The following is a 14,748-nucleotide window of genomic DNA, read 5'->3' on the forward strand; positions in this document are numbered from 1 at the left end:
TCTGCCAGGATACCTATCGGTTCAGGCTTTCATAAGAGTTACCGGGGCGAACGTGGGCTTGGCTGTTAATCATATATTAAGATTTAAGGTCACGGAGGCGGCTTCTGCCGCTATTATAGCTCGTGGCGAATAATCGGCAGGTCGCGACGCCTTCTGGCGACCAGGATCAGCAATGAACATCCTTTCACCTCCAAAACTGCCGTCCAGGCAAAAACTGCTGATCGTGTTCGGCACAAGGCCTGAGGCGCTCAAATGCTTTCCGGTGGTGCGTGCCGCGCTTGCCCATCCAGGTTTCATCACCGAGACATGCATCACCGGCCAGCATCGCGAGATGGTCGACCAGGTCATCGAACTGACCGGCCTACCGGTGCATCATGATCTCAACATCATGCAGCCCGGCCAGACATTGTTCGACGTGACCTCGCGCGTGCTGCTGGGCATGGCCGAAGTGCTGGAGCAGGCGAAGCCTGATATCGTCCTCGTGCAAGGCGACACGACCACGGCGATGACTGCGGCTTTGGCTGCCTTCTACAAGCGCATCCCGGTCGCCCATATCGAGGCCGGATTGCGCAGCCACAATATCAACTCTCCGTTTCCAGAGGAACTGAACCGCAAGATTGCCGGCGATATCGCGACCTGGCATTTCGCGCCGACCATCCAGGCGCGCGACAATCTCATCGCCGAAGGAAAGGCTGCGAGCACCATCTTCGTGACCGGCAACACGGTGATAGACACGCTGTTGCATTTTTCCGGCGCGATCGACGCCGACAGTCTGATGAGCGCAAAACTCGCCGCCGGTTTCCCGTTCCTCGATCCGGCCAAGAAAATGGTGCTCGTCACCGGTCATCGTCGTGAGAATTTCGACGGCGGCATCCATCGTATCTGCACGGCGCTGAAGGGGCTGGCAATGCGCGAGGACGTGCAGATCGTCTATCCGGTCCATCCCAACCCCAATGTGCGCTCGGTGGTGAACGCAGAACTGGGCGGCGTGCCGAACATCCACCTGGTCGACCCGCAGGACTATCTGCCGTTCCTGTTCCTCCAAAAGCAGAGCTATCTGGTGCTGACCGATAGCGGCGGCGTGCAGGAAGAAGCGCCTTCGCTCGGCAAGCCGGTGCTGGTGATGCGTGAGAATACCGAGCGGCCCGAGGGGATCGCGGCGGGCACCGCCCGTCTCGTCGGCACCGATATCCAAAAGATCCTGTTGAATGCCAACAGCCTGCTCGACGACCAGGCGGCCTATCGCGGCATGGCGGAACGACACAACCCCTATGGCGATGGCCGGGCCAGTAACCGGATCGTTGAGGAACTGCTGCATCATGGCTGAGATCAAGACCGTTTCCGTTATCGGCATGGGCTATATCGGCCTGCCGACCTGTGCCATCTTCGCCAGTCGCGGGCTCGACGTCATCGGCGTCGACGTCAACGAAGCGGTGGTCGAGAAGGTCAATCGCGGCGAGATCCACATCGTCGAGCCGGACCTCGACGGTCTGATCCAGAAGGTTGTAGCCAACGGCAAGCTCAGGGCTTTCAGCACGCCGCAGCCGGCGGACGCCTTTGTCATCGCCGTGCCGACCCCGATGACCGAGGACCACAAGCCTGACGTGAGCTATGTGCTCGCGGCGGCACGAAGCATCGCCTCGGTGCTGAAGCGGGGAGACCTTGTGGTGCTGGAATCGACATCGCCGGTCGGCACGACGCGCATCATGACCGGACTGCTTGCCGAGTTGCGGCCCGATCTCAAATTTCCTCTCGCGCATGGCGAACAGGCCGATGTCCTGGTCGCCTACTCGCCCGAGCGGGTGTTGCCGGGAAAGGTCCTAACCGAGCTGATCAACAACGATCGCTCGATCGGCGGACTGTCGCGCAAGTCGTCGGAACGCACCGCGGCACTCTATTCAACCTTTGTTGCCGGCGACCTGTTCACGACCCAGGCCGAAAGCGCGGAACTGGTGAAGCTGACCGAAAACGCGTTCCGCGACGTCAACATCGCTTTTGCCAACGAGCTTGCGGCGGTGTGCCAGGATCTGTCGCTCAACGTCTGGGAGGTGATCGATCTCGCCAACCGGCACCCCCGCGTGAACATCCTGCAGCCGAGCCCGGGCGTCGGCGGCCACTGCATTGCCGTCGATCCGTATTTTATCATCGATGCCGCGCCCAACAGCACGCGGCTGATGGCTTCGGCACGCCGGATCAATTCCGAGCGTCCGTTGTCGGTGGTCAGGGATATACAAGCCTTGCTCGACCCATCCCGCAAGCAGACGATCGCTTGCCTTGGCCTCAGCTTCAAACCCAATATCGACGATATGCGCGAGAGCCCGGCTGTCGAGGTGGTGAAGCTTTTGTCGGATATCCCCAACCTGAAGATCATTGCGGCTGAACCCAACGCACGCAGGCTGCCGCATGAGCTCGAGGGCAAGGGCATCGTCTTCACCGATGCGCTTTCCGCCATCGACCAGTGCGATATCGTCGTCCTGCTGGTCGACCATCGGCAGTTCAATCTGGTTGATCCCGAAGCGCTCAAGGACAAGAAGCTCATCGACACCAGGGGTTTGTGGACCTGGCGCAAGGCACGCAAGCCCGACGCCCGCATCGAAGGCAAGAAATCAGCGCTCGAGGCGCTTGCTGCAAGTGCAGAGGAGGCCGCATGAACGCGCACGACCCAGCCTGGGCGCAGCATCGCCTGTTGGCATCGCGGCGCCGGGAATTCCTCGGCGCGCCGATCCATGCGCTGACCATGGCCGAGACACTGGCCATCGCCGATGAGGCGATGACCCTGCGGCGGCCGCTGCATCATGTGGTGGTGAATGTCGCCAAGCTTGTGAACATGCGCAACAATAGCGAGCTGCGGGAGGATGTCGCGACGGCGGATGTGATCAACGTCGACGGCATCGGCGTGCTTTGGGGGGCGCGTCTTTGCGGCGTCGCGCTGCCGGAGCGGGTGGCCGGCGTCGACATCATGATCAATCTGCTGAGCCTCTGCGCGAAGCGTGGCTTCAGGCCCTTCCTCCTGGGCGCCGAACAATCCGTTCTCGATGCCCTTGGAATGCGACTTGCCAAGGATCATCCGGGTCTCGTCGTCGCCGGCATGCGCAATGGCTATTTCAAGCCGGAAGACGAGGCCGGCATCGTCGAGGCGATCAACGCCTCGGGGGCCAACTGCCTGTTGGTGGCGATGCCGACGCCGCGCAAGGAGCGCTTTATCAAGCGCTATCGTGACGAACTCACCCCGAGTTTCGTCATGGGCGTGGGCGGCAGTTTCGATGTCTATGGCGGCAAGGTTGCGCGGGCGCCAAAACTGGTTCAAGCGGCCGGTCTGGAGTGGTTGTTTCGCGTGGCACAGGAGCCGCGACGCTTGTGGCGCCGCTACTATGACACCAACACCGCCTACGCGGCACTGCTGTGCGGGGAGTTATGGGGCCGTCGGGGACGCCGGAAGGTCGATCCATAAATAGCTTTACCAGGGCGCCGACCCTGGGCTGCTGCATCAGTCCGAAGTCGGAGCCGCTTTTTCCTGGACTATGGAACGACAATTCGGCAAATGCCGTTGCGGCCTATGCGAGCCGCAGCCGCGCCCTCAGCTTGGCTACGAATTGCATCGCGGCGGCGGGATAAAACAGCCAGGTCAGCCCGAAGAAAACCACTGCGCCAGCGGCACCGCCGGCAACGAGCGAGAAGATGGCCGGCATATTGCCGAGCAGAGCGCTGGCAAGGCTGGCGGCCAGCCCGGTGCTGAGCGAGATGACGACCGACATGCCGATGTCGCGCCATGGCACCGGCACCGGCGTCAGCCGTTCGCTGATGATGATGCAGGCTAAAAGGCCTGCCAGCGATCCGCCCGCCAGCGCCAAAGCAGCGCCGACCTCCGCCATCGGCGGGATCAACAGCACGGACAATGCGACTGTCGCCACCGAGCCGAAGGAATTGGCGATGATCAGCAGCCATGGCCGCTTGTGCGCGTGCACCACGGTGCCATAGACGAAGCTGGCGAGATTGGCACACAGCACACTGAAGGCGATGATCGGAAAGAGCAGGCCGAAACGGCCGTGATACTCGGCGGGCAGCAGGAGCTGCGTGATATCGCTGCTGAGTGCGACCAGCATCGCTGCAACCGGCAGGCAAAGGCGCATCATCAAGGCCATCAATTGCGACAGCAGCCGGCCCGATGCCGCAGGCCCGTCGTCGTCGAACCGACTGACCACCTCGGGAAAGGCGCCCATGTTGATGGAATTGGCGACCATATCGATCGGCTGGCGGGCCAGTGCATAGGCTGCAGCGAAGATCGCCACTGCGCCGGCATCGTAATAGATCTTGAGGAACACACGCTCGGCGCTGTGCAGGCCGAAGCCCACCAGCGCCATGATGACCAGGGGCACGCCGAGGACGAAGAACTCCTTTTGGGTGAAGCGTGGCGGACCGGCAACGACGCGTCGGGATGCCATGATGCCCGCCACGATGCCGGCGACCAAAACACCAAGGCTCGAGCCGAGCGATACCGTCAGAAAGGAATCTTGAAACATGACGATGGCGCCGATCGGCAGCGCGAGCTGCAGCACGGCGCGCAGGAACTCGAGCATCGAATAGACCGAATGACGCTGCTGCATCTGCAGCACCGTCAACGCGTAGCGGCCGATGGAACCGGCGATCAGGTAGCTGCAGACGGCGATCGCGAACTCGACCCAGCGCTCCGGCACGATCACTGCAGAGGCGATCACGGATATGATCAGCGCCAGCGCCGTGCTGGCAAGCAACACCCGCCCGGCCAGCATCAGGCTGCCGCGGCTGACGTCGCCTTTTCCGCCAAGCCTGAGCAAAGCGATGCGCAGCCAGTTGGTGACCGCAATGTCGGTCATTTCGCCGACGGTCACCACCAGGGTCAGCAGCCCATACTCGGTCTGGTCGATCAACCGCGTCACGATGACCAGCAGGAGCAGCGCGGAAATCCGCGTCAGCAGGATCGCCGGGGCATAGATGAGCGTGGAGCGCAGCAGCAAAGGGTTGTCCCCGGAAAATTCCGCCTCGACTAACCGTCGACCGGCGGAAAATCCAGCGCGACAGCGGCGAAGGGTGAACAGATTCAGTTTGAACTAAAAGATTTGCCGTAAACTTACCGGGAACGTTTGCTTTGTGGTTACGCGGTCCGTGCTATCGAGAATACCATGCTGCAGAGTCTCTTACTCGATCGAAAAATACATGTCCTGGTCGCGACCCCGTCGGGTGTGTCGGGGCAGGGGGGCATCGACCGCATCATGGCGGCGCTCGACCGCGAACTCCAACGGCAGGGAGACGGAAAGATCGAGGCGCGCTTCCTTCCCAGTCGCGGTTCAGGCTCGGTCGCGCTGTCGGTCTTCTACATGATTGGCTTTTGCCTTCGGATGTTGGTCGCGCGTATTGCCGGCCGTGCCGACGTCGTTCACATCAACGTATCGAGCTTTGGCAGTACCTACCGCAAGATGGTCATCGCGAGGTGCGCGCGATTGCTCGGCATCCCCTATGTGTTGCATTTGCATGGAGCTCAATACCAGACGTTCTGGAAGGAAAAGCGCAGCTTCATGAGCCGCCGCATCCGGCATATGTTCGAGCATGCCGATCGGATCGTGGTTCTGGGCCGTATCTGGCGCGACTTCGTCACTGCACGGGCGCCAGGCGCGGCCGCGAACATAGTGATTGTGCCCAATGCTACCGAAGTGCCGTCCCTGGCCCATGTCGGTGGTGGAGATAGCGTTCACATCCTATTCCTGGGCCGTATCGGCGACCGCAAGGGCGTGCCGCAATTGTTGGACGCACTGCATCGCATGAAGCCTGTCAAGCAGTGGCGCGCCACAATCGCCGGCGATGGTGACGTCGAGGCCGTACGGGCAAGATCGGCCGGACTGGGGCTTGCCGGATGTATTGCCTTTCCAGGCTGGGTGGGTCCGAACGAGGTTGCATCACTGATCGCTTCGGCCGACATTCTGGCGCTCCCCTCATTCGCCGAAAACCTCCCGGTCTCGGTCATCGAGGGAATGGCCTCCGGCCTCGCGGTGGTCACCACGCCTGTCGGCGCGGTAGAGGACATCATCGTGCACAAGAAAACCGGGTTGCTGGTGCCGCCCGGCGATGTGGCGGCGCTGACCGAGGCACTGACAGAACTGGTTGACGACACGGCGTTGCGCGCCCGTCTTGGCTCGGCTGCCATGGCGGTGCACCGGGAACGGCTTGAGCTTTCATCGTTTGCGGCATCGATATGCCGTGTGTGGCATGAGGCGGCAAACGGCAGGCCGGAGCAAAATCATGAATTTTCTTGACGTAGCGCGCGGTGCCTATGTGCGAAGCCCGCCAGCGGTCAGGCGGCTGCTGGCGCCCATGCTGGCGCTGGCGCCAACGCGGGTGAAATTTGGTGCGACCTATCGGTCATGGCGGAGCCGGATCGCCATGGCCGCCGAGGATCCTGTCTATGCCGGGCAATTTCATCTGGCCGCGCTGCGCGCGCTGTTGCAGAAAGCCCATGCCGGCAGTCCGTTCTATCGCGAGTCGATCGACCAGGCCCTCGGTCCTGGCTTCGATCTGTCGAGGCTGGGACTTGCCGACCTGCGCCGCCTCCCGGTCCTGTCCAAGGACATCCTGCGGACGGCTGGAACTGCAGCGTTGGCGGTGCCGATTGCCCAACTGGATGAGGCCGCCGGCAACGGCTCCAGCACCGACAAGCCATTTCGCTTCTATCTCGACAAGGATCGGAGCGCCCGCGAGATGGCGTTCGTCTACCACGTCTGGTCGCGGATCGGTTATGATGAAGACACGGCGCGCGTCTGCTTCCGCGGGTTCAGCCTCGATGCCACCGGCAAGCGACTGCATGAATGGGACCCGGCACTTAGCGAGCTAAGGCTCTCTGTCTTTCCAATGACGGTCGACGACGCCGATGCCTATCTCGACCTGATCGACGCACGGGGCATCACGTATTTTTATGGCTATCCCTCGGCCATAGAGCTGTTTTGCCGGCATATGCGCGTGCTTGACCGAGTACCAAAACGGCCCGTCAAGGGCATGATGATGATCTCGGAGACAGTCCATCCCCATCAACGGGAGATCATCCGAAGCGTTCTTGGCAGCGTACCGCTGTCCTGCTTCTATGGACTCAGCGAAAAGGTGCTGTTCGCCGAAGAAACGCCCGGAGCCCCCGGCAGCTACGCGTTCAATCCTCTCTACGGCCTCGCCGAATTGGTCGATGCGGCGGGCGAGCCGGTAACGGAGACAGGCAAGGAGGGAAGGCTCGTCGGCACTGGCTTCCTGTCGACCGGCATGCCTTTCATCCGCTACGATACTGGCGACTCTGCCCGGTTGGTGGAATTGCCGAATGAGGCAAACGGCCAGCGGCTTAGAGTCGAGGCTGTCATGCCGCGCCGAAACGTCGACTATCTGGTGACCGCCGACGGCGGCCGGGTGGTGACGACGCACCTGGTGCCCGACGGTCCCGGATTCTTCGACGGCATAGAGGAGCTGCAATTCTACCAGGACCAGCCCGGCGAGGCATTGATTCGCTATATCCCGACCGCCGGGGCGGCACCTGCCTGCGCCGCGCGACTCGTCGAGACGTTGGTCAACCGCACAAACGGTCGTATCCGGTTTTGCCTGAAAGCGGTGGACCGCATTGCCGCCGGGCGGGGCGGCAAGCGGGCGCTCATCAACCAGCAGCTCGACATGTCGCGTTACTGAGACGCAAGACCCAGCGCTCGCACCAGTCCGGCATCGGCTACGGGCGGTCCGTCGGGGAGGATCAGCGACATCCCATGCGGATTGGCGAATTCCCAGACAGACCAAGGTATCGCGAAGCGTTCCGCCTGCTGGCGCACCGCCTCGAGATAGCGCAGACGGTCAGCGTCGAACGCGCCCATGCGGCCGTCCGCAGACATGAGGATGACGCCGAATTCGCCCATGAACAGCCGCCGGCCTGGAATGCCATGCGCCTCGGCCCAGTCGACCGCTTGACGGAAGCTCGCCTCGAGTTGGCTCGGCCCCCAATTCTGCTCGAAATACCGGGCGATTGCTTCACGCCCCGCGACCATGTTCATCACCTGCTCGACCGGGCTCAAGCCGGCGGCGTCCATCCGGGCCTTAAGGGTTTCGGTCACCTTTTCGGGCGTGCTGCTGTCGGCCGGCCAGGGCAGCCCCGAGGCGAAAGCGCCTGTCCCGTCAGACCGCTGGTGGGTGAAACTGTGCGGCTCGTACATATGGAAGCTGTAGTAGAGGTTCGGATCGTCAAAGCCGGGGGCGAGATTGACCAGTCCGGCAATGCTGCCGCCACAGGCGCCTGTTGCGACGATGGTGAGTTCACTGCTGACTGCGCGAATAGCGCGGACCGTGTCTGCCATGATCCGCTGCCAGTCATCGCTGCCGCTCGAATCACAGGGGTAGTATGCCGGCTCGTTGTAAGGCTCGAGGGCTACCTTGTCGGTGCCAACCCTGGTCAGCATGGCGGCGACCGCCACAACCATTTCGCGATAGCTGGCAACGCCTTCGCTGTCGGCGCCGTCATAGATCATCTCCATGCTGTAGGCCGGAACCTGGGTGACGCCGTGCAGGTCGAAAACCACCTTGAGGCCGGCCGACGTGACCCGCTCGACCGCGGCGGCAAGTATGTCGAGCGCCTGCTGGCGCTTGGCGCCCCGGCTGGCAAGCAGAGGGCCGGGGTCGACACTCAGCCGGACGAAGTCGAAGCCCATCGACCGAATGTGCGTAAACGCGTCGCCGGGCCAATCGGTGAGCGGCCTATGTCCAGCGCGCCACTCCTGCTCGCTGCGATAGGGCGGCCAACGGTAGGATCCATCCTCCTCCACCGGCGACCAGTTGAGCCATTCATGCACGCCAACGCCGCGCTGCAGCGGGATCGGCGCAGCGCTGGCGGCTATCGCCATGCCGAGCATCCACGCTGCAACAAACGCCGTCCTTCTCATCGCCACTCTTCCGTTTCATGGTTGGAGATATTAACCGCAGGATCGGAAAAGAGGATTGCGGTCGCTCGGCTTTTCGACAGCATGGTATACAAGAATCGAAACCCTGGCGGGGCGGTATGAGAATCGGCTGGTACATTAACCGGTTGCGCAGCATGGAGCCGGCTGAGGTGTTGCACCGGCTGGGCGAGCAGCGTCGAAGGATCGCTTCGCGCCGCCGCGACGGCGGCTGGCAGCGTTATGCTTCGCCCCGGTTGCATCCGGTGCTGCGTGGATTGCGCGATGCTGTGCTGGCTGCGACACCGGCACAACGGCAAGCCATAGCGGCGGCGGCGCAAAACACGCTTGGCGGCGAGTTTTCCGCACTTGGGCGGACATGGCCGCGGCGCGATCCCTATCGGCTGTTTCCTCCCGAGCTTTGGCGCCTTGATCCGGTGACCGGCAGGCTTTGGCCGGGTGCCGAGGCCCATACTTTCGATATCGATTTTCGCCATGGCGGCGGCCGCGGCGATGTAAAATACGTGTGGGAGATCAACCGGCTGCAGCGGTTGCCGCCACTGGCCGCCCACCTGCTTCTCGCCGGCGACGACCAGTCCCGGAGGGCCATACAGGCGGCGATCGACAGCTGGCATTCAGCCAACCCGCCGTTTCGGGGGGTTGGCTGGGCCTCCGGCATCGAAGTCGCGCTGCGGGCCATCAGCCTGATTGTCACCATGGACCTCGTCGGCGACCGACTGGGCGCGGCGACACGGCAGCAAGTGGGCGAAATACTGGCGGCAAGCGCCTATTGGCTGCCGCGGTTCCCCTCCCGGTTTTCCTCCGCCAACAATCATCTCGTCGCAGAACTGGCTGGCGAGTATCTGATCGGCCTGGCGTTGGGGGCTGCAGCCGACGCTGCACGCGGCGCCCTCCAGGCTGAGGCGGGCAAGCAGATTCTCGCCGATGGCGCCGGTGCCGAGCAGACCCCGACATACGCGGCCTTCACCGCCGAACTCATCTTGCTGTGCGCCGCTGCGGCACGCCAGGCCGGAACGCCGTTTGCCTCGCCCGTCGAAGCGCGCCTGGCCGCTTTTGCCAATTTCGTCGCCTGGCTGCCACCAGCCGCCGGCTTTGGCGACAATGACGAAGGTCGCGTGCTGACGCTCGGGGACGAGCCGGACTATCTCCGATCCGTCGCCGCCGCCATCCATGGCTTTCTACAGATGCCGGGCAAGGCAGCGGGACCCGACGATTTTCGGGCGCTTGTCTTTGGCACGCCGTTGGAGCCGGCACCGGTGTCGCGTGGGCTGCAAACGTTCACGCAGGGCGGGCTCTCGGTCTGGCGCGGCGAGATGAACGGCCGCAGCATCGATCTGACATTCGACCACGGCCCGCTCGGCTATCTCTCGATAGCGGCTCACGGCCATGCCGACGCGCTGTCGCTCACCTTGTGCATCGATGGCGAGCCGGTGCTGGTCGATCCCGGCACCTGGCTCTACGGTTCGGGAGGCGTCTGGCGCAACTGGTTTCGCTCGACACCGGCGCATAACACGCTGAATATCGAGGGCAAAAGCCAAAGCATCATCGCCGGGATGTTCAACTGGTCGCACAAGGCGATTGCGGAGTTGGTGGAGAGCGAGCCGGGAACGCACTGGAAGCTGCGCGCCCGCCATGACGGGTATAAAAGCCGCTTCGGCGTCGTGCATCAGCGCACCGTGACGCACCGGGCCGACGGCATCGTCGTGAGCGACCAACTGCTCGGCGGCAGGCGTGTGGCCGAAATCGTCTTTCAACTCGCAGCCGGCCTCGGCACTGACCGGGACGAAAATACGGTCACGGTGCAGCGCGGCGATGAGCCGCTGATAGCCATGCGCTTTCCGGACGCTGCGGTCGACATCCGTGCCGGCGGCGACGCACCGGGGCAGGGCGGCTGGGTTTCACCGCGTTTTGGCGTCAGGCAGCCGGCCGAACGCGTCGCCTGGCGTGGCGAAGTGGGCGAAGACGGAATTGAGATACACCTCGCGGCAATCCGCCGGCCGCTATGATAGCGACCGGCGCTGCAGCAGAGCGGCCTCTCCGGTGTTTCGGCCATGTTCGAGATTAATTGCTTTCGAACTTTTAGCGTTTTGTTACGGTTGAACTGCTAGTCTGGCGCAAATCCGGCATGCTTTTGCTTGTTGCAGCCGCAATAGCCATTTGGTTGCCGGCACATGCAGTGGGTTTGGCAAGTTTCTTGCTCGCAATTCGCCGGACGGCCATTTTACGGCCCAGGAGCCACCGCACCGATGTTTTCTGAATTCGCCGGATTGATTGTGGAAAAGCTTTCGAACGTCGATCTGGTGACGCTCGGCCTCCTGCTTTTCACGGCACTGGGGAGCGCGGTGGTCGCTTACTGGCGGACTGTCGAGCATAAATCCCTCAGGGACTTTTTCGATTTCGCTTTCCCGGCGGAAGTCATCCTGCACCCGTCGGCGCGAGCGGATGTCCTATTTTGGGTCACCAAACGGGCGATAATGCCATTCCTGCTCATCCCTGCCGGCGCCACCTTCGTTGCCGCCGTCGGCTATTGGACGCACCACGCAATCGGCTGGCTGCTTGATATCGAGGCGCCGCTCATCAACGGCCCGGCCGGACCGGTGACGATCGTCATCTTCACCGCAACCATGCTGATCGCCTACGACATTTCGTACTATCTCTACCATGTCGCCCAGCACCACTTCCCGTTCCTGTGGGAATTGCACAAAGTGCATCATTCGGCCGAGGTGATGGTGGGAATCACCAAGGATCGGGTTCATCCGCTGGACGACCTGATGAACCGTATCTGGGATGGCGTCATCCCGGGGATCTGCTTCGGCATCTGGAGCCAGATCGCGCTCGATCCGGTAGAGATCGCCATCTTCGGCATCAACGTCTATGTCATCCGCAACATCCTGATGATGGACTTTGTTCGTCATACCCATTTCAAGATTTCCTTCGGCCCGTTGAACAACGTCATCTTGTGTCCGCACTGGCACCAGGTGCACCACAGCATCGACCCTCGCCACTACGACAAGAATTTTGGCCTGCTGTTTTCGTTCTGGGATCGCCTCTTCGGGACGCAGTTTGTCCCGGATCCGGATGAAGACCTCAAATTTGGCCTGGTAGATCGCGATGTGCGCGACTATCAATCGCTCTTTGGGCTTTACGTCCTGCCGCTCAGGAAGATGGGAGGGCATCTCCGCAGACTGTTCCTGAGGCGTCCCGATGCCATCGCACAGGATCGTTCCCAATGAACACAATTGTTTCGATTGACGCCTCGAGCGCAGAGCGCCTGGAAGTTGTCCGTTCGGCGGATCGCCTGGCTGCGATCGAAGCCGATTGGATGAATTTCTGGCATCGCACCGATGGGCTGGTCTTTCAGAGTCATGCCTGGATTTCGGCCTGGTGGAATACCGTAGCTGACCGTGACCAGCGCGCGCTGCGGATCGGCCTGGTCTGGAATGGTGACAGGCTCGTTGCTGTCGTTCCCATGGCGATCCGCAAGCGCAAGGGCCTGCGGTTTCTCGAATGGGCGGCCAGCAGCTATACCGATTACGGCGATATTCTCGTTGCTCCGGAATGCTCGTTATCGGCCCTGCAGGGAGTATGGGCCCGGATCTGTGACGCCGGTGGCTTCGATATTGCCTTTCTCAATCGTCTCTTGCCGGGTGCGGCGGCCCGCAAAATTGTCACTCCGGATACCTCCAGCGGGATCAGGCTTCGCCCCAATCACAGGGAGGAAGTCAGTTATCGCGTCGCCGGACAGTGGGCGAGCGGAGGAGCGTGGTTCGCGGAGCAGTCGAAAAAGACACGGCAGAATTATCGGCGCGGCGTCAAGACGTTGGAAGAAGCCGGCGAAATGAAATTTCGCCTGCTTGCGCCAGACGAGCCACTGCAGCCGGTACTCGACCGGCTCTCTGCCCTGAAGCGCAGATGGCTGGTCGAGCGCAAGCGTGAATCGCAACTTTTCGAAGAGGGAGCGCCGGTACTGGCCGCACTTGTTGACGCGCTGGCGCGTGCCGGCGTGCTGCACATTTTCGTACTTGAATGCGATGGCGCAATGGTCGCGGTTTCCATCAACTTCGTCCAGCACCACACCATGATGGCGTTCGTGACCACTTTCGATCCGGATTTCAGCCAGGCGTCGCCGGGCATGATCCTGATGATGGACTACATACAGTGGTCGTTCGATCACGGCTTGAGCACGGTCGATTTCCTGTGCGGCGCAGAGGCGTTCAAGCATAAATTCGCAACGCAGGGCGTTGTCCTGCAATCCGTCCTTGGGACGCGCACGGCGCAAGGCTCGCTCGCTTCCCTTGCCGATCGTATGCGTCAAAGGGTCCGGCACGCACGGGGGCGCGGATTGGCAACGACAGCTTGATTTCGGCTTTGATCGGCGCCGGAACGCCCTGTCCGACCGGCAATGGCAAGCGGTGCCATATCGCTTCTGGGCCGCCGGCAGCACGAACTGCTCAAAGTGCCGATTGCGTCTGAGCTGGAACGACCCGCCAGATCTTGTTGCCGACATCATCCGCCACCAGCAGGGCGCCGCGCCGGTCTATCGCCACGCCCACGGGACGGCCAAAAGCCTTGTCGTCCTCGCTCAGGAAGCCGGTGAGGATGTCCTGGGGCGGGCCGGAGGGCCTGCCGCCTGAAAACGGCACGAAAATCACCTTGTAGCCGCTGTGCGGCCTGCGGTTCCACGAGCCATGCTGCCCGACGAAAGCGCCATTCCTGTATTGAGGACCGAACAGGTCGCCTGTGTTGAAGGTCAGTCCCAATGAAGCCGTGTGCGCCCCGAGCGCATAGTCCGGCTTGATCGCCTGGGCGACGAGGTCGGGCCGCTGCGGCTTGACGCGATTATCGACGTGCTGGCCAAAATAGCTGTAAGGCCAGCCATAGAAGCCGCCATCCTTCACCGAAGTCATGTAATCCGGCACCAGATCGCTGCCGATCTCGTCGCGCTCGTTGACGACGACCCAGAGCTCACCGCTTTCCGGGTTCCACGACAGGCCGTTCGGATTGCGCAGGCCGGAGGCGAAGAGACGCGTCTGTCTCGAGGTGAGATCGATCTCCAGCACGGCGGCTCGGTTCTCTTCTTCCTCCAGGCCGTTCTCGCCGACATTGGAATTGGATCCGACCGTCGCATAGAGCTTCGTCCCGTCCTGCGAGGCGGTCACGTCCTTGGTCCAGTGGTGGTTCCTCCCCGCGGGCAGGTCGACGATCTTCTCCGCTGGTGCGGTGATCTCGGTCGCACCCTCCTGGTAGGGAAAGGCCACAATTGCATTGGCGTTGGCGACGTAGAGCTTGCCGTTGAGCAGGGTCATGCCGAATGGCGAGAACAGCCCGGTGAGAAAGGCGGTTCTGGTTTCTGCCACCCCGTCGCCGTCCTGATCGCGCAGCAGCGTGATGCGATTGGCGCTATGCGTCCCCGCGCCGGCCTGGCTCTGGAAGAAATTGACGAAGAAGCGCCGTATGCTGAAGCCCTCCTCCGGCCTGGGCGGCGCATTGCTCTCGGCCACCAGCACGTCGCCGTTTGGCAACACATACAGCCAGCGCGGATGGTCGAGCCCGCGGGCATATTCGTTGACTGCAAATCCCTGGGCCGCTGTCGGCTTGGTGCCCTGCGGCCATGGCATGGCCCTGGCGACATGGACGGTCGGCAGCCAGGTCGGATTGGGCTCCGGCAGGGTCGGGTTGGGGCCATAGGTCTCCGCGATCGGAACGGTCGCCTCTTCGCGCGACAGGAAGAAGATCGCTCCTGCGGCGATTACGAGAACAATGATCAGCATGAGAAGGGCGGTAGCCAAGTTTTTCACCAGAA

General features: G+C 62.3%; 11 protein-coding genes. 8 read left to right on the top strand and 3 right to left on the bottom strand.

Going from position 1 to position 14,748, the window contains the following annotated elements; translation table 11 throughout:
- The first annotated feature begins 172 nt into the window (after window positions 1-172).
- From wecB to AC0L2K_RS15105, 3 genes are read left to right on the top strand one after another with little or no spacing between them, the layout of a single operon-like run.
- Window positions 173-1,327 carry a non-hydrolyzing UDP-N-acetylglucosamine 2-epimerase gene (wecB, locus tag AC0L2K_RS15095; protein WP_473522831.1) on the top strand — a complete coding sequence of 385 codons (1,155 nt, stop codon included), beginning with the start codon at window positions 173-175 and terminating at the stop codon, window positions 1,325-1,327.
- Window positions 1,320-2,651: a UDP-N-acetyl-D-mannosamine dehydrogenase gene (gene wecC / locus AC0L2K_RS15100; RefSeq protein ID WP_128173288.1), complete on the top strand. Its 1,332-nt coding sequence runs from the start codon at window positions 1,320-1,322 to the stop codon at window positions 2,649-2,651. Before wecB ends, wecC begins: the two co-directional genes overlap by 8 nt.
- On the top strand, window positions 2,648-3,451 hold the full coding sequence (locus AC0L2K_RS15105; RefSeq protein WP_473531690.1) for a WecB/TagA/CpsF family glycosyltransferase: 804 nt from the start codon (window positions 2,648-2,650) through the stop codon (window positions 3,449-3,451). Before wecC ends, AC0L2K_RS15105 begins: the two co-directional genes overlap by 4 nt.
- A 103-nt stretch (window positions 3,452-3,554) precedes the next feature.
- Here the strand turns inward: AC0L2K_RS15105 and AC0L2K_RS15110 are convergent, their stop codons facing one another.
- Window positions 3,555-4,994 carry a lipopolysaccharide biosynthesis protein gene (locus tag AC0L2K_RS15110; RefSeq protein ID WP_473531691.1) on the bottom strand — a complete coding sequence of 480 codons (1,440 nt, stop codon included), beginning with the start codon at window positions 4,992-4,994 and terminating at the stop codon, window positions 3,555-3,557.
- Window positions 4,995-5,159: 165 nt separating this feature from the next.
- On the opposite strand from AC0L2K_RS15110, the gene AC0L2K_RS15115 reads away from it, so the two are divergent.
- Both AC0L2K_RS15115 and AC0L2K_RS15120 read left to right on the top strand, forming a co-directional pair.
- Window positions 5,160-6,287 (top strand): glycosyltransferase family 4 protein, encoded by a 1,128-nt coding sequence (locus tag AC0L2K_RS15115; protein WP_473522829.1) that lies wholly within the window; start codon window positions 5,160-5,162, stop codon window positions 6,285-6,287.
- The gene (locus tag AC0L2K_RS15120) at window positions 6,274-7,692 is read left to right on the top strand and encodes a phenylacetate--CoA ligase family protein (protein WP_473522828.1); all 1,419 of its coding nucleotides are present in this window, start codon (window positions 6,274-6,276) and stop codon (window positions 7,690-7,692) included. Before AC0L2K_RS15115 ends, AC0L2K_RS15120 begins: the two co-directional genes overlap by 14 nt.
- Here the strand turns inward: AC0L2K_RS15120 and AC0L2K_RS15125 are convergent.
- Window positions 7,686-8,930, bottom strand: coding sequence for a glycoside hydrolase family 5 protein (locus tag AC0L2K_RS15125; RefSeq protein WP_031254412.1), 1,245 nt, complete (start codon window positions 8,928-8,930; stop codon window positions 7,686-7,688). The two genes, AC0L2K_RS15120 and AC0L2K_RS15125, sit on opposite strands and share 7 nt — an antisense overlap.
- 116 nt (window positions 8,931-9,046) lie before the next feature.
- Here AC0L2K_RS15125 and AC0L2K_RS15130 point away from each other — a divergent pair, with 116 nt between their 5' ends.
- The 3 genes from AC0L2K_RS15130 to AC0L2K_RS15140 all read left to right on the top strand — a co-directional run bounded on the left by AC0L2K_RS15130 (window position 9,047) and on the right by AC0L2K_RS15140 (window position 13,305).
- Window positions 9,047-10,951 carry a heparinase II/III family protein gene (locus tag AC0L2K_RS15130; protein ID WP_473522827.1) on the top strand — a complete coding sequence of 635 codons (1,905 nt, stop codon included), beginning with the start codon at window positions 9,047-9,049 and terminating at the stop codon, window positions 10,949-10,951.
- A 240-nt stretch (window positions 10,952-11,191) separates the two neighbouring features.
- The gene (locus AC0L2K_RS15135) at window positions 11,192-12,178 is read left to right on the top strand and encodes a sterol desaturase family protein (RefSeq protein WP_473531692.1); all 987 of its coding nucleotides are present in this window, start codon (window positions 11,192-11,194) and stop codon (window positions 12,176-12,178) included.
- Window positions 12,175-13,305, top strand: coding sequence for a GNAT family N-acetyltransferase (locus AC0L2K_RS15140; RefSeq protein WP_473531693.1), 1,131 nt, complete (start codon window positions 12,175-12,177; stop codon window positions 13,303-13,305). The genes AC0L2K_RS15135 and AC0L2K_RS15140 overlap by 4 nt, the downstream gene beginning before the upstream one ends.
- 91 nt (window positions 13,306-13,396) lie before the next feature.
- Here AC0L2K_RS15140 and AC0L2K_RS15145 read toward each other — a convergent pair whose 3' ends face one another.
- The gene (locus AC0L2K_RS15145; protein ID WP_473531711.1) at window positions 13,397-14,716 is read right to left on the bottom strand and encodes a PQQ-dependent sugar dehydrogenase; all 1,320 of its coding nucleotides are present in this window, start codon (window positions 14,714-14,716) and stop codon (window positions 13,397-13,399) included.
- Window positions 14,717-14,748 lie beyond the last annotated feature (32 nt).

The organism is Mesorhizobium sp. WSM4817, from assembly GCF_055811135.1.